The 17,029-nt window shown below is 43.0% G+C and carries 13 protein-coding genes; 7 read left to right on the plus strand and 6 right to left on the minus strand.

The window, feature by feature from the left end; translation table 11 throughout:
• Positions 1–153: 153 nt before the first annotated feature.
• Positions 154–1,791: an ATP-binding protein gene (locus I6E84_RS02870; RefSeq protein ID WP_197216016.1), complete on the minus strand. Its 1,638-nt coding sequence runs from the start codon at positions 1,789–1,791 to the stop codon at positions 154–156.
• 14 nt (positions 1,792–1,805) lie between these two features.
• Entirely contained in the window at positions 1,806–2,492 is a 687-nt protein-coding gene (locus I6E84_RS02875) for a response regulator transcription factor (RefSeq protein WP_197216018.1), read from the minus strand.
• Positions 2,493–2,736: 244 nt separating this feature from the next.
• Here I6E84_RS02875 and I6E84_RS02880 point away from each other — a divergent pair, with 244 nt between their 5' ends.
• Positions 2,737–3,273: a Spy/CpxP family protein refolding chaperone gene (locus tag I6E84_RS02880; RefSeq protein ID WP_197216020.1), complete on the plus strand. Its 537-nt coding sequence runs from the start codon at positions 2,737–2,739 to the stop codon at positions 3,271–3,273.
• Positions 3,274–3,382: 109 nt separating this feature from the next.
• Here I6E84_RS02880 and I6E84_RS02885 read toward each other — a convergent pair whose 3' ends face one another.
• The 3 genes from I6E84_RS02885 to I6E84_RS02895 are packed head-to-tail and all read right to left on the minus strand — an operon-like array spanning position 3,383 to position 7,984.
• Entirely contained in the window at positions 3,383–4,267 is an 885-nt protein-coding gene (locus tag I6E84_RS02885) for an exonuclease domain-containing protein (protein WP_197216022.1), read from the minus strand.
• Between the two features lie 53 nt (positions 4,268–4,320).
• Positions 4,321–5,892 (minus strand): hypothetical protein, encoded by a 1,572-nt coding sequence (locus I6E84_RS02890; protein WP_197216024.1) that lies wholly within the window; start codon positions 5,890–5,892, stop codon positions 4,321–4,323.
• 52 nt (positions 5,893–5,944) lie between these two features.
• The gene (locus tag I6E84_RS02895) at positions 5,945–7,984 is read right to left on the minus strand and encodes a hypothetical protein (RefSeq protein ID WP_197216026.1); all 2,040 of its coding nucleotides are present in this window, start codon (positions 7,982–7,984) and stop codon (positions 5,945–5,947) included.
• Between the two features lie 391 nt (positions 7,985–8,375).
• Here I6E84_RS02895 and ggt point away from each other — a divergent pair, with 391 nt between their 5' ends.
• Entirely contained in the window at positions 8,376–10,343 is a 1,968-nt protein-coding gene (ggt, locus tag I6E84_RS02900) for a gamma-glutamyltransferase (protein WP_197216029.1), read from the plus strand.
• 23 nt (positions 10,344–10,366) lie between these two features.
• The gene (locus tag I6E84_RS02905; protein ID WP_197216031.1) at positions 10,367–10,768 is read left to right on the plus strand and encodes a hypothetical protein; all 402 of its coding nucleotides are present in this window, start codon (positions 10,367–10,369) and stop codon (positions 10,766–10,768) included.
• 103 nt (positions 10,769–10,871) lie between these two features.
• Here I6E84_RS02905 and I6E84_RS02910 read toward each other — a convergent pair whose 3' ends face one another.
• Entirely contained in the window at positions 10,872–11,681 is an 810-nt protein-coding gene (locus I6E84_RS02910) for a helix-turn-helix domain-containing protein (RefSeq protein ID WP_197216033.1), read from the minus strand.
• A 366-nt stretch (positions 11,682–12,047) separates the two neighbouring features.
• Here I6E84_RS02910 and I6E84_RS02915 point away from each other — a divergent pair, with 366 nt between their 5' ends.
• From I6E84_RS02915 to I6E84_RS02930, 4 genes are all read left to right on the plus strand, one after another.
• Positions 12,048–13,037, plus strand: a complete 990-nt coding sequence (locus I6E84_RS02915; RefSeq protein WP_197216474.1) for a proline racemase family protein — start codon at positions 12,048–12,050, stop codon at positions 13,035–13,037.
• Between the two features lie 66 nt (positions 13,038–13,103).
• The gene (locus I6E84_RS02920) at positions 13,104–14,363 is read left to right on the plus strand and encodes an NAD(P)/FAD-dependent oxidoreductase (RefSeq protein WP_197216035.1); all 1,260 of its coding nucleotides are present in this window, start codon (positions 13,104–13,106) and stop codon (positions 14,361–14,363) included.
• A gap of 77 nt (positions 14,364–14,440) precedes the next feature.
• Entirely contained in the window at positions 14,441–15,319 is an 879-nt protein-coding gene (gene dapA, locus I6E84_RS02925) for a 4-hydroxy-tetrahydrodipicolinate synthase (protein ID WP_197216036.1), read from the plus strand.
• Between the two features lie 163 nt (positions 15,320–15,482).
• Entirely contained in the window at positions 15,483–16,967 is a 1,485-nt protein-coding gene (locus I6E84_RS02930) for an aldehyde dehydrogenase (RefSeq protein WP_197216037.1), read from the plus strand.
• Positions 16,968–17,029 lie beyond the last annotated feature (62 nt).

The raw sequence follows: 17,029 nt of genomic DNA on the forward strand, positions 1-17,029 counted from the left end.
AGAGCGTATTTACTATGCTAATGATAGTCGGTTCAATATGTTTATGGCTTTAGAATTTAACTATAGATAATACAAATGAGAGCATTATAGAAATTTAAAATAAATAAACCTCACACTGTATCCAAGTTATATATGGCTAACTATAATGACTTCTTAGCCCTCTTTAGATCCTATCGGCAATACTATCTGTACCACCAACCCTTGTATTCCGTCTTTGCGATTATAAGTATGGATATAACCCTTGTGAGCGGTCACTACTGCATGAACGATGGCCAGTCCTAGTCCATAACCACCCGTTTCACGATGCCGAGCAGAGTCCAGCCTTACAAATGGTTGGAAAATACGCTCTAAATCCTTTTCTGCCACACCGCCGCCTTCGTCCGTTATGCTGATCTGAATCGCAGGTGTCTTATCCTCTGTCTCTACTTCTTTAATTTCAGCAATAACTTTGGAACTAGGAGCAGTATGCATAAAGGCATTGCGAATAATATTCTCAAGGGCGCTATGCAGCTGTTCTTGATTGCCTAACACTGTCAAAGAAGTTGTTGATGCTGCTAATAGTGCAGAATCGGGCGATTGCCACTGCCATTGCACGTCTTTATTTTGAAACTCGAAACAGACATCCTGCCCAATCTCACTGATAATTTCAGCAATATCGACCGTGTCGTTTTCTAAGTTGTCAATGGTATATTGCTGCATTTGCAGTGACTGGATATGAATGATTTGCTCAATTAACTCATTCATTCGTGCTGACTCTTTGTCTATGCGGTCTAGATAGCGACTGGCATTAGGGGCAAAATCTCGAGTCAGCTCAGTCGCGACATCCAGACGTGCCAATGGCGAACGCAGCTCGTGCGAGATGTCACTCAACATCTGCTTGCGTGCCAGCTCACTTTCAGCCAACCGTGTTGACAGCTTGACCACATCATTAGCAAGTAAACCCAATTCGTCATCTCCCATTTTCGATAAATTTGGATGGGCTTGATAGTCACCATCAATCATACGGTGCACGGTGTTTTGTACACGGCGAATACGCTGAGTCATCGTACGACTGAGCCAAATACAAACCAAGATACTAAAGATAATAATCAACAACAGACGTATGGGAAAATTACTATGCTGCAGCTCCACTACGTCAGAAAAACGCAAATGCGGACGCAACTGTATAATAACCGTTTGTTCATCTGGTAGAGCCACAGTCACATCGGCCAGTTCAGGACGATTCTCAGAATCAGCTATCGTCGCGCTACTCGGAATCATAGGCGGCAAAAGATAGCTTAATGCCGATGGTTGAGCATTCAGCATATCTTTATCACGTCTAGGCTGTATTGGCAGCTTTGGCTCTAGTGATGGTGGCTCTGTTGCCTGCTGACCCTCTGGTCTAATTTTTGGTCTTGGCTCCTCTCCCTCTCCATCACGATAATAGTCTGGCTCTATCGCCTGCTGACCATATGGCCTAAGTTCCGGCCTCAGCTCATCCCTATCACGATAACGCGGAAATATAATGGCACCTTGCTCATCATAGACTCTAATTTGATTCATCAGCCATCGGTCTTGATGGTACATCTGCTTGACGGCTGTCAAGTCGCCAGCTTCTAGTGCCGTAACCATCTCTTGACGCTTAGTCAATAACGTATCGACCTGCACATCCATAAGAGCGGTGAGCGCTTTTTCACTCAACCAACGCTCTACCATGACCGATAGGATAGAAGTGATGAGGATAGTGACTAATAGGCTCAGAAACAGTCGCCAAAACAGGGTGATTCGCACCTTAAATTTAGGAGTATTCATCGATGATTCCATTATTAAAGTACTAGCTGATAACCTTTACCACGAACCGCTTTTATTGGCTCGTCATGAAAAGGTTGAAGTTTTTTACGCAGGCGTGATACATGCACATCTAAGCTACGATCAAAAGGTTGAAGTTCACGTTGCAATACATGCTCTGATAGCCATTCTTTACTCACCACCTCGCCTTTTTGTTTGAGGAGTGCCACCAATAGATCAAACTCTGTACCCGTCACTTGCAGCTCAATACCATCTATTTGACAACTTCGCTGATTTTGATCGAGATGCAAGCGACCTTCTGGTAATGGTGTGTGATCTGACACCGCCGCATTGGTGCGTTTAATTACTGCATTGATACGTGCCAGCAGCTCTCGAGGGTTACAGGGTTTGGTAATATAATCATCAGCGCCAAGCTCTAGACCGATGATACGATCAATCTCCTCGCCTTTTGCTGTCAACATAATAACAGGGATATCAATAATATTCGGTAATTGGCGCAGTACGCTGAGCCCGTCCATTTTTGGCATCATAATATCAAGCACCAGCAAATCATAAATAGGCGCCTGAGTACTCGCTATTTTCAGTTTTTTTATAACTGCCTCACCATCATGAACGCAGTCACATTGGATGCCGTGATTATGCAAGTACTCTTGTAATAATTGAGTCAACTCTTCGTCGTCATCACCTAACAGTATATTTGGCAAGATTATCTCCTTAAGCATTGAATAGCGTTGTTATTTATATTATCAGGCAAGAGCTTATCGTTATTCCATAAATGTTACTTTTCTTAATACTTCATAAATGTTCGTAACCTTCAACTGTCGTAAGATAGCACCTATCAACAGCAAGTATTGTGTTTATATTCAACGCTTAAAAACAATAATTGCCAGATAAAACGTTAAGTATTCATTCAATTAAACAACATGAAGTTAAATAAAGGACATCATTATGAAAAAATTACTATTGGGCTCAGTATTGGCATTATCTAGCGTATTTACTGTCACTGCCTGTACCAGTGTTAATGCAACTACCGATACCACACCATCGACGACTAAAATGCAAAAACAGCATAAAGCCGGTATGAAAAAGGGCGACATGAAAAAAGGTGGTATGAGAGGCCCATTGTCACAGCTAGATCTGACCGAAGCACAACAAACACAAATTAAAGCCATCATGCAAAAACAGCATGGCGATAATAAAGCGGATCGTACAGAAAACAAAGCAGAACGCGCTCAAATGCATCAGCAGATTCAAGCATTGACCAATGCTCGCACATTGAATAATGCAGCAGTAAGCCGTCTGGCTGATCAACAAGCAGCAAAAGAGAAGCAACGCTTTATTGAACGTGTGCAAACCCAGCATGCAATTGCTCAAGTATTGACTGCTGAGCAACGTGCCGAGCTTGCACAAATGAAAGAAGAAAGAAAAAATGACAGAAAAGGTGATCGTGAGCCACGTGGCGAACGTCCACAACCAGGCATGTAATAATCTACTCCGGAAAAGTATGATTTTTATCTAGCGACATAAGTTTTGAATAAAAAAGCGCCTCTATTTGATAGAGGCGCTTTTTTATTTGCTAATATAAATATTTAAATCAATCTGATATTTTAATTAATTTCAAAAACTCTTTCTCTGCCAAAACCTTAATATCTATACCGCTCTGTATAAGCTCTTCTACTTTTCGATGCTTACTACTTTTTTCGTGGCCTGCCAGCAATGTTAAATCTTGAACACCAACCACGAGGTAATCTAGCTTTTTTGAAGCACCTGCTTTCACATTAAACCCATTCTTGGCTGCTATCTCAGCAATCTCTGCTCTACCAATACTCAAGTCTCCCGTAAAACAAATATTAAGTCCTGCGTATTGACCTGCTTCATCTCCAGTTTTGGTAATATTACGTGGATAACTCTGATTGTTTACACGTCGCTGTTGATGATAAATACTATTATATTCACTAGCTTCTACCCAATCACGGATCGATAGACTATTCTCTCTGAGGATAGTTACGGTGATAAATCCACATGCTTTAGCATCCTCTAAGGCATCGTGATGAGTAAATCGATAATTCCATTCTTTACATATATTCGCTAGATTATAACCTTGAACCGCAAAGCGCTGACAAGTCCTACGCACTAATACAGTCGCATCTACCCACTGTAGCTCTGGTACCGGTAACTTATGGTTGTCAAGACTTTGCCTTAAAGCCCTTTGATCAAAATTCGTATAGCTAACAACAATATTTTCACCGATAAACTTCAGTATATTTCCATAGATGTCATGCATGTATGGGGCATCTTTCACCATACTGCTGGTAATACCATGCACTTCTATATTTTGACGACTGAAAGAGGTCAGAGGTGCGACTAAAGTGCAATAGGTATCAATCAACTTACCGTTTAAATATTTAGCCAACCCTATTTGGCAAATAGACCCTACATCACTATTTGCAGTTTCAACATCAATAGTCACAAAGTTCACTATATATTCCCTTATTTAATATAATTTTCCATACCATCCTCAATAGCAGCAAACTATCTTTCAGCCATCACTAACCTATCAAATACCATCTTGCCTATCATCGTACCATTGCCATCACGATAATATTGCATAAGCTCACGACCATACTGTCGCGCATCAATACTATTACTGGCATTCGGCACTTGCACATCACTTGGCAAATTTGGGAATGCCATGTCTTTAGAGCTGATAGAAGAATACTGCTGCAAAGCGTCCATTACGATGCCGCCTGACTTATTATCAGCAGACTGATATTTGCTTGGGAACGCACTACGCGAATGCTGCCATTTGAGCTGACCACGTTTGTCAAACCCATACAGTTCTTGTACGGTTGTATTGTCTAATAATTCTGACTCGTCCGTCTCAGCATCCTTATTCATACTGTCTTTCAGCATTGCCAATACTTGCTGTACCAATGCTTTACTGGTCAATTTATCAGTCTCAGTGGCGCTTGCCTCATAAGAAGCATCACTATCTTGGACCAGTTCAGGATATTGCTTACTGATACGATCGTAGAATATCTGCATATAATCTTGATAAAATTGCTCATAGCTATCAGCACTTTGCACACGGCGAATCACTTGAGCACTTGCTTGCATAACTGGTAACTGATGTTCCGGTAATTTAGGAGACAGTGATGCCAGTGTGTTGGGCGCGACATAATCAAACTGACTAACAGGTGCCGCTTCAAAGGTACGGTCTAGCGCCTCAAAATGGCTCTTTATCACCTCACTACCAAAACCTTTAGGCAGCGTGCCATCGTCAATCGCTATCTTTAACCACTTATTTCGCCATTTTGTACCGAGCTTGTCATCTAATAAATCTGAATTAAACATCGCAAAGTTATCTGCCCATAGATAGATATCACCGTTTTTGAAATCGATATAAATGGGCTGATTAATGCTACTGTGATGATTGCGCGCTTGATACTGCACACTGGCGAGCATGGTAGCCTTGCCAGCCATTGGCTGATAGACACCTTGAGAGTTGATAGACAGCGGCTTTAATAGATAAGCATCTAATAGCTTTGCTTTTTTCACGTCTACTGGTTTTGACTGCTCATCATAATTATCAAACAGCTGCTGGTACGATGCTGGCACGGTAATATCGCTATCATACTGACTGTCTACCCACGCTTCATAAGCATCTGAACATTCAAGGTAACTGTCTTTTAGTGTCGTTCTCTGAGCGTCATACTCCGTATCCAAAATATCTTTATTTTGCGTGTCGGCCTGAGAAATTAAGTCAGCATAAGCTTGATCGTGTGTGTCTTCGCAGTAATCATCTATATAACCTGACGCGACCGACTTTTCTTCTTTTGCATTGGCAATCTGCTGATCGTTATTAATCTCAATATTGCCGTGATAACTGAATGATTGGCGACGCTGTTTTTGTAACGCGGTTGCCAATGCTGTTTTGGCCGCGGTTGGTGTTTGCTGTGCCGTGATAGCCGTAGACTGGCCGAGACTAGTAGATTGACAACCTGTTAATAATAATGCGCCTGTTATGAATGCACTGGTGAATAAAGTGTGGCTTTTGAGCATTGACGGCAGACGACCTACGATGTCTTGTTGTACTGTTTTCATTTTTTGTCCTTAATAAATATGGGCTTGAACCGACGATAGTGCTAATGACGCTCTATCGGTTGTCCGTATCATCTTCAGCATCGTTGTAGTCTTCGCTATAGTCAGTGTCATAGTCATAGTCATAGTCATAGTCATCACTAGAGTCATACTCTGACGCATCACTGGCATAATCGTCACTGGCATCAGTATAATCACTATCGTAATCATAACGGGCATAACGGGCGGTATCTAGCCTATCTTCTGCTTGATGTTGTTCTGCCATCCACGCATTGCCATCGATAGCAGGTTTGGCGTTTTCACCGAAAGATTCTGCCAATAAAGGCGTTAATACATGATTTTTAAAACTGGTTTTATCGTAGCGCACCTGATTTAATACAGTGGTTGTAGAGCCCATCAAATCGCCACCGATATTCATGCGCTGTTGCTTGGCAAGCAGACGGTCTGAGCTGTCTAAGTAATAGTAGTTGATTTGATTGAACGAGATAGGACCGATGGCCTCAATCAATTGTAATAACGACCCCACATCTGCACTTTGATAGCCCTTATTGTATAGCTGCAATTTATCAATGGCTGTTTTTAGCATCGCACCATCAGGATACTTTTCTGGATTTGCATCGACATAATCTTGTAATGACTTGGACATGTACTTCAGCGTTTTACCGATCATCTCACCGCTTTGTTGACTACCGAAATATACTTTTACCGCTCGGCTAGCACCGACTTCTTTGGCAAACCGATCATTACGAATATCTACCGCACTAAAATGCTCAGGCGCCAGCTCTGCCATACTGTCCTGTATCGCAGAAATCGCCGCATCATAAAGTACTGCTGGCGGCAGTTGTTCCGTAATGCTCTCTGGCAACCCAAAACTAACGGTATGCGATGCCATCTCATTAGGTAGTGGCGTATGGTCAGGATTGGCAATTGCCATGATGGGCATAATGACTGAAGGATCGACCGTGATACGACTGTTGTCAAAATCAAGCGCGAGTGGTATTTGTACTGATGCGCTAATCGTTGGCGTCACATAATCATAGCTGTAGACGCTTTGTATTTGTCGCTGCTTAGGATTGTATTGACTGACACTGCTGAACATGAGGTTTTTATATTGATATTCATTTGATGCAGCTATCTGCTCAGGCGTACGATGAATCATGCTAAGCATTTGACCAAGCACGCCTGACGCTGACTCAGGGGGAAACGCGCTTGCTGTACCAGCCATTTCTGCTTGTTGTTTTGCCATCTGCATGGCTTCATATTGCTCTGTCATACTTTTGGGGTTTAATTCTGATAACTTTGAAAAAGCACTGTCCGATTCATAATCATCAGTTTCATAAGATTCTGCAGCATAGTCACTACGACTATAACCGTTTTCATCATAGCCATCTTGGTCGTAACCTTCATCATCATAGCCATACCAGTCATAACCATTTTCGTCATAGCCATTTTCATCATATGCAATGTCATCTGACTCCTCAGCATATTCTTCGACGACGACTTCATCTGCAGCATCGACATAACCATCATAATCTGATTCAGATTCATAGAAGTCCCCGTTATCTGAGTCATAGTCCGACTCATAGTCGCCTGAGGTTTCTTTTTTATAAACATAGGTCTCTAAAATAGTCTTAAGCAAACTGCTAGCGCCGGCATCGATACTGTCTGGACTGATAAAAGGCGCTGCTTGATAGTTGGCTTGCGAGACTGACACATGCTCCGTTGCTAGATGCTGGCGAATAGCGGTCAATAAATGCGATTTGGCTTGATTCTCTGTACTGGGATATTTTTCTTGGTCAAACAGTTGGACATAGCGTTCAGACTTGGCATGTAAACTGGCATTAAATGCACGGCCCTGTGCTTGGCTTTGTACGGTATCTGCCGTTTCAAAATCAATCATCTTTCCTGATACGGCAGCAGATGATGAGACGGTCGGGTTTGATTGACAGCCTGTCACCATGGTCGTCGCACCCACAGACAAAATGGCACAGCCAGCAATCATTATAGACTGACGCTTACTAGTGCTCGATGACTGGTGAGCGGATGATTGAGGTAAATTTGGCTGGTCATTTTTACGAAAAATAGGCGGTGACATGAGACTTCCTTAATCTAAGCTGACAAACAATTGTAAGTATCGTATTGGTAGTGTTATTTATATCACAAAACGTTACTCGCTAGCGATAATAGCGCAATTTTTCATTTAGTTTCCATAAATCATTGGGTTTCGCTATCCTATTTATTCATTGAACACTTAAAACGCTCTCGTATTAGACAGCTATCTATCTCTATGAAAATAAAAAGCAGTAGCACAATGAACAAAATACATTTTAAAACCACCATTTCTTCATATTTTTATAGACATATGTAGATAGCAACTCCCTATTCTCATGTTATTCTGTTATTTTGCGTGACATACCTCTCTATAATCTATCTATTGCTTGTCTATATACTTGTTGATTAACTTCTCTCATAAAAAGGACTTTACGATGTCACACCTGCCCTCACATTTACATCACGCTACCCAGCAATCCAAACTCAAGAAAAAATTATTACTTAACCCTAGTACGCTACTGATTACTGGGGCGTTATTACTGTCTGTATCTGCTCATGCGCTGGAACCAGTGGCATCGACTAATTCCATTAATAACAGCTCAATCAATAACACCTCAATTAATACCAGTGCGATAAACCTAGCCGTAATGGCTGATAACCCAACCATACTGTCTGAAACTCAGCGCATTACGGCCGCCAAATCAAGCAAGCTCACTGCTACAACTAACACGACTAATAACACAAATAGCGATCAAGCCATCTACTCTGCGGATGCGATTCATCATCCAGTTTGGGCTAAAAATGGCATGGTTGCGACTCAAGAAGCGCTAGCATCAGATATTGGCTTACAGATTCTTAAGCAAGGTGGTAACGCCGTTGATGCCTCGGTTGCCGTTGGTTTTGCATTGGCTGTTACTTTGCCACGTGCCGGTAATATCGGTGGCGGCGGGTTTATGATGATTTATGATGCCAAACAGGGCAAAACAGTGGCGTTAGATTATCGTGAAAAAGCACCCAGTAGTGCCTCACGTGACATGTATCTTGATGCCGAAGGCAATGCCGTCAGCGACTTGTCTCGTTATCATGGTTTAGCCGTTGGTGTACCGGGCACAGTGGCAGGACTGCTCAAAGCATTAGACGAACACGGCACGATGAGCCGCGGGCAAGTCATGGCACCAGCGATTGCACTGGCAGAGGATGGTATCGAAGTCACAGCAGGATTGTCCGAGTCGCTCACCGCCTTAAGTGATCGCTTGCAAAAATGGCCCAGTACTAAAAAGGTGTTTTTTAAACCAGACGGCAGTGCTTATCAACCGGGCGAACGTTTAAAGCAACCAGAGCTTGCCCGCTCGCTAAAGCTGATAGCGGCACAAGGGGCTGATGGGTTTTATAAAGGAGAGACGGCCAGTAAAATTGTCAAAGCTGTCAATGAAGCAGGTGGCCGTATGAGCCTACAGGATTTGGCCAACTATAATGCCGTGGCCCGTACGCCTGTAAAAGGCAACTATCGTGGTTATGAGATTGTCTCTATGCCACCTCCTTCTTCTGGTGGTATTCATATCATTCAGATTTTGAACATATTAGAAGGCTATCCACTCAAAGACTACGGGCAAAACAGCGCCCAAACCATTCACTTAATGGCAGAGGCCATGCAATTGGCTTATGCCGATCGTGCCGAATATTTGGGTGATGCTGATTTTGTAGATGTCCCTGTGAGCGGTCTAACTGCCAGACCGTATGCCGATAAACTGCGCACACTGATTGATCCCAATAAAGCCACGCCAGCTGCTACCATCAAAGCCAATAACCCACTACCGTACGAGAGTGATCAAACCACGCATTTTTCTATCGTGGATAAAGACGGCAATGCAGTCGCCAACACCTATACGTTGAATTTTTCTTATGGCACTGGGCTGGTTGCTGATGGCACAGGTATCTTATTAAATAACGAGATGGATGATTTTTCTGCCAAACCTGGTGTGCCCAATGGTTATGGCCTATTAGGCGGTGAAGCAAACAGTGTCGAAGCTGACAAGCGACCGCTGTCTTCTATGAGTCCAACGCTCGTGTTCAAAGACAGTAAGCCTTATATTGTAACGGGCAGTCCCGGTGGTAGTCGTATTATTACGACCGTGACGCAGGTTATCTCTAACGTGATTGATCACGACATGAATATTGCAGAAGCCACGCATGCCCCGCGCATTCATGATCAATGGTTGCCTGATGAAATCCGTATCGAAAAAGCATTAAATATCGATACCATCAAAAAGCTCGAATCTATGGGGCACACGGTGAGCCCGCAATCAGCCATGGGCTCAACGCAATCTATTATGATTACGCCAAGTGGTGTTTACGGCTCGTCTGATCCACGTATCGTTGATGCAGCGGTAGTTGGGTATTAGTCATAATACACAAGGATACAATTATGAAATCAATACAACTACCTCTACTCCTAACCAGCATATTAGGCCTCACTGCCTGTATCGATTTGGGTGCGCGGTTTATGTATGAACAAGACGATTTAGAAACTGACTCTGGCAATGCAGTAGGAATGTGTACCACAGAGATCAATCCAGCAACAGACAGACTTCTTTTTTCGCCACTACCTAAAAGTTGGGCAAAAGGTTACTGGGATCGAAATAACCTACCTAAAGGTACGCTGTATTTTACTTGTGATGGGAGCACACCTTTATTACCCAAAGGCTGTCAGGGCAACTCACTAACCACGCCACAGCTGCGTCGATACTGGAAGAAGCATGACTTAATGGTTGGTTCAGTAGAGTTTGATTGTCACAACGGTATCCCAAAATCATATAAGAATCACTAATTGAAAAGCAACAGTACTACCTATGAGCTGTAAGGAGACGTTAAATTATGAACGCACTCAGAGTTGGCTCAGCTGTGGTTGGTATCAATTTATTAATGCAAAATTAATGTTTCAGTGGCAAATGGTCGTGACGAAACTGAGTGGGTGACAATCCTGTAAATTGTTTGAACTGACGGCTAAACGCACTATGATCACCATAGCCGCAGTTCAGTGATATTTGCGTGATAGACATTTCAGGAATAGCCAATAATTTGATGGCATGTTCTAACCGCAGTTTTTGCACAAACTGTAATGGTGACATGTTTAATACTGCTTTAAACGTACGCTCTAGTTGCGATAAGCTCAAATTTGCCAACTCAGCCAATTGTGATATGTTGATTTTTTGGTCCAAATGTGCCCTAACAAACTGTGCAACTTTGGCCAAGCGGGCATGTTTACGTAAAATGCGTTCGTTGTCTTCATCAATATCAACAGAAATACCCACCATGGCCACAATTTGCTGTTGTTCATTGTAAATAGGCAGCTTATTGGTGATGCACCAACCTAATTGCCCCGAAGCATAACTATGCAATTCTAAATTATCGACAATGGATTTACCCTCTTGTAGTACTCGCATGTCTTGCAACATATAATCTTTACTTTGCCGATGAGAAAACACCTGCTCTGTCGTAAAACCGATGATATCTTGGCGCTTATCTATTTTGCAACGCTTTAATAGCGTCTTGTTTGCCAACTGATAACAAGCGTACTCGTCTTTGACGAAAAAAACTACATTGGGTAAAGTATCAAAAAGCGGTAATAATAATGACACACTACCAATAAAGGTCGCACTACTGTCAGGGTAGTAATGGCTTAAACTGTGCCGTAATGACGCGGCCGTTATTGTTGCGCTCTCTGCCGTCTCACTTATCATAAACTACTCCTTATCATGCTTGATGTGTTGTCTTCGTCATGCGTCAGCGCCTAGACACAGCTATTTTTTATACAAAATATCGTTCTAACTGCTGCTATCTATACTTCCAAAAGAGCTATACCTCGGTGCTTTTGAGTATGACATCGCATTTATTTTTGATACAAGCTTCTCTAGTGTACACCGATACATTGTGCAGAAATGCGCATTTTTTGCTAGAAAAACATCAAGACGACTTCATTCAAAACATTCATTCTATAAATAAGCCTTGATGACCCCTCACCTACTTTCCGCTTTTGAATGGTCATTTTTTAACTTGATAAATATCAAGGCAATGTGAATTTTTATGGATGAATGAGGATGGCAACCATGTCTGATACAGAGTACAGCTTTAAAATCATTGATTCGCATACAGGCGGTGAACCTACTCGTATGATATATGAAGGTTTTCCAGAAATTATTGGTAATACCATTCAAGACAAGCTGAGCTATCTCAAACAACATTTTGACCATTTGCGTCAAAGTATTATTTTAGAGCCACGTGGTAACGATGTATTGGTGGGTGCCCTACTTTGCCCCGTAACAAACCCTAAGGCCACTACTGGTGTCATATTTTTTAATAATACTGGCTATTTAGGCATGTGCGGTCATGGTGCTATGGGAGTCATCGCTTCGTTGGCATATCAGAATAAAATCACAGCAGGCACGCATTGGCTCGAAACCCCTGTTGGCTTGGTGAAAGCCATACTTCATGATGATGGCAGTTGCAGTGTCCAAAATGTGCCATCTTACCGATATAAAAAAAACGTCTTAATACAAGTGCCTCATCTTGGCCAAATTTGTGGTGACATCGCTTGGGGTGGCAATTGGTTTTTCCTAGTGAGTGACCACGGACAAGATATTCAAGCAAGCAACGTGAACACGCTGACACAGGTATGCATACAAATAAAAGATGCCTTGAATGCCGCTAACATCACAGGCGAAAACGGTAATGAGATTGATCATATTGAACTGTTCACTGCCAGCAATGACGACAATATAGATAGTAGAAACTTTGTGTTATGCCCGGGTGCGGCCTATGACCGATCACCTTGTGGCACTGGCACCAGCGCTAAGCTGGCTTGTTTAGCAGCTGAACACCAGTTAGAGGCAGGGCAAAATTGGCACCAACAAAGCATTATTGGCAGCCTATTTACAGGTAGCTATCAACCCGTCACTGATCTTTTAACCGAATCACCGTACCAATACCCTGCGCAAACCATTGTCCCAACCATTTGTGGCAACGCTTATGTGTGTGCCGAAACCACACTCATCATACAGAATCAAGATCCTTTTAAATGGGGTATTGCTACTCAGTAATTATGACCATTTAGATTGGCACACATATATCAACGCTATCAAACGCCCAAGTTATCGAGATCCATCATGACCACTCAAACATTCGACTTGCATATTATTGGTGGCGGTATTATTGGCCTAACGACCGCAGTGATGCTGCAAGCAAAAGGGATCAGTGTTGTACTGATAGAGGCCAACCAGGTAGGACAAGGTGCATCATTAGGCAATGCCGGACATATCGCCACAGAGCAAGTATTCCCAATCGCCGATGCCAGTATGCTACGTCATATCCCCGCCATGTTATTTAACCCAACAGGCCCATTGAGATTGGATTGGCATTACCTGCCACAGTTGATGCCATGGGCCATAAAGCTGTTAATGAACATGCGCCCTGGACCATTTTCGCGCATTCACGAGGCCTTGTTAACCCTCAATCAACATAGTCTACCAGCATGGCAAAGCTTTGCAGCGCAGTGGCAACTTAATGATTGGGTACAAGTGAAAGGATCATTATTGACGGTCGAAAAACAAGGTAGCCTATCGCCTTTAATCACTCACGGCAATCGGCTGAATGACATTGGCGTGGTGAACACTTTGCTAGAAAAAGAGGTGCTTTTAGCACGTGAGCCTGCCTTACAAGACAATCAGTTGGCCGCGTTGTTTTTTCCAAACACAGGGCATATCACAAATTTGACGGCAGTGATTAAACAGCTCAGTACAACGTTTACTGCACTTGGCGGACATATTATTGAGCACTGCCGAGTACTTGATGCCACTCCTCAGGCACAAGGTACTCTCTTGACTACCACTCAAGGAGATATTACTGCCTCTACCGTTATGCTATCGGCAGGCGCGCATTCTAAAAAATTGGCAAAACAGCTCACAGGAGTATCAGTGCCATTAGATACAGAGCGCGGTTATCACCTGATGTTACCGCATGAACATACACGGCTACAAATACCTGTCTCAAGCATGGATCGGCGCTTTATCATGACTCCCATGGAAGGCGGCCTACGCTTGGCTGGCACCGTAGAATATGCAGGACTTGACGCACCTGCCAATATGCAACAGGCAAAGATACTGTTGAAGCAGGCACAGCCAATGTTAAGAACACCGTTAAATACGACAGACAGTACGCCATGGATGGGCTTTCGTCCTTCAACATCAGACTCCCTGCCCGTTATCGACAAAATAGGCCACGTATTCTTAAATTTTGGCCATCAGCACTTAGGATTAACGCAAGCGGTGATCAGTGCGCAGATGATTACCGATTATTACTTTGATAATCAGCATGCCATCGACCCCAAACCTTATCAGATTAAGCGCTTTCAAAAATCATCGGCTTGAACCACTAATCTCGAATTAAAACACTATTAATTTTTTATTTCATCATCCATCAAACCCTCACTAACAAGGATAATTTTATGAACATCACCGGTATTTTAGTGCCAATCGTTACCCCTTTTGACGCCCAAGGTAATGTTGATGCCAACAAACTTACTGCACTGGTCAAAGCCTTTATTGATAAAGGCGTAGCTGGTATTGTCGCATGCGGCACAACAGGCGAATACTATACTTTTTCACCTGAAGAACGCGCTTTAGTCCTAACCACCATTGCCGATGCTGCCAAAGGTAGTGATAACAAAAATGCCATCACGCTAATTGCTGGTATTAACAGCTTATCAACTGACCACTCTATCGTACTGGCTGAACAAGCAAAAACCTTAGGTTATGATGGTCTAATGTTATCTGTTACCCCTTATAGTTTGCCGGAACAAGACGGTATTATCGCCCACTTTGAAAAAGTAGCCGACGTGAGCGAGCTGCCCATTATCATGTATAACTTCCCTGCCCGCGTTGGGGTGAGTATTGAGTTTGATACCATCAAACATCTGGCCAAGCACCCAAATATTATTGGTGTCAAAGAAAGCAGCGGCGACTTTAGTCATGCATTAAGGATGCTACAAGCAAACTTTAATGATTTTGAAGTGATTTGTGGTTGTGATGACCAACCCGTTGACTTCTTTTTTTGGGGTGCAAAAAGCTGGATTGCAGGGGCAGCAAATGTATTCCCAGCAGAACAAGTCGCGTTATTTAATGCCACACAACAAGGCGATTGGCAGACTGCCAAAAAAATAATGAGTGAGATTTACCCCGTTATCCATTCTATGGAATCTGGTAATTACAACCAAAAAGCCAAAGTGGGCTGCCTAAAAGGCACAGTTGATGTGGGCGCAGTTCGTGTGCCGCTCACACCCATGTCAGGCAGTGAAAAATCTGAGTTTTTAGCATTACTGTCTTAATTACCACTACTGGCTTTATAACCATAGTAGTGGGGGACATGATTGTTACCGACCGTAAATAGTAGATGATAGATCACAAATCAGAACCATTCACTTAAAGTCGCCGTCTCTACCATTAGTTGCAGTCACTTAGTATCAAAATCATCAGATAAGGATTACCTGCATGAACATCACCAAAGAACATGTGTTTGAACAAGCTAAACAGCAAAAGCTATGGGCAGGGCATTTAGTTGCTAGCAATGACCTATCAACCACCGTTATAGACAATACCACCCCAATTGACAACAGCCTAATTGGCAATATCGCATCTGGCAATGCCAATGATGTTGATATTGCCGTAAAAGTAGCAAGAGCTGCTTTTGATAATGGAGAATGGCGACGCTTGGCCCCTGCAGCACGTAAAACTATCATGCAACGTTGGTGCGCTTTGATGCACAAGCATTCTGAAGAACTGGCAGCTTTAGATTGTGTGGATGCAGGCAAACCCATCACAGAATGTCTGAACACAGACATTCCAGCCACGATAGAAACATTTGAGTGGTATGCAGAAGCTGCTGACAAAGTGTTCGGTAAAATTGCACCAACGGGTAATAGCGCATTGGGTTTGATTGTTCAAGAACCGATTGGTGTGGTTGGTGCGGTATTGCCATGGAATTTTCCAGCACAAATGTATGCATGGAAAGTAGCGCCAGCACTCATCATGGGCAACTCTGTCATTGTGAAGCCAGCCGAGCTTACCTCTTTATCAGCGTACCGTTTGACAGAGCTGGCATATGAAGCTGGCGTACCAAAAGAAGCCTTGCAAATGGTTTGTGGGCTTGGTGAACACGTTGGTGCAGCATTAGGTCAACACATGGATGTAGATATGGTGTCATTCACTGGATCAACTGAGGTCGGCCGATTGTTTTTACAGTATGCGGCGCAAAGCAACTTAAAAGAGATTGTCTTAGAGTGCGGTGGCAAAAGCCCGCAAATTGTCTTTGATGATGCCGTACTAGATGGCAATGCCATCAATGATATTTTATCTGCTGCTTTTTGGAACATGAGTGAAAATTGTAGCTGTGGTTCACGATTGTTGGTGCACAGCAGCCAAAAAGAACGTCTACTTGATCAGCTAAAAAAAGGCCTTGAAGGATGGAAAGTCGGCTCGCCATATGATCCTAGCACCGCCATTGGCCCTATGATTGAAGAAGCACATTTTGACAAAGTCACCCAGCATCTAAAAATAGCTCAACAAGAAGGTGCAACTCTCGTCACAGGCGGTACGATTCACGACAAGATGGGCAGTGGTTGGTATATAGAACCCACTATTTTTGATGGTGTCAGCCCAAGCATGACACTGTTCAAAGAAGAGGTCTTTGGCCCTTTACTTGCTGTGACTAGCTTTGAGACAGAAGAAGAAGCCATTCACTTAGCAAATGATACTAAATATGGTCTAGCAGCCTCTTTCTATACTCAAAATATTAAACGGGCTTACCGCGTGGCCTCTGCTATCAAAGCGGGTACGATTTCTATCAACGGGTTTTCAGAGGGTGATATTACCACACCCTTTGGTGGCTACAAACAGTCAGGATTTGGTGGCCGCGATAATGGCCTTGAAGCACTGGCCCAGTATGCACAAACCAAAACCATCTGGTTGATCAACTAATCTTATGATGTGCGGTTATAGCATGACAACAAATGGCTGCACAGCACCTAATGACTCGTTAC

The sequence above is a fragment of the Psychrobacter sp. SCQQ22 genome (genome assembly GCF_015864605.1).
GTDB lineage: Bacteria > Pseudomonadota > Gammaproteobacteria > Pseudomonadales > Moraxellaceae > Psychrobacter > Psychrobacter fozii.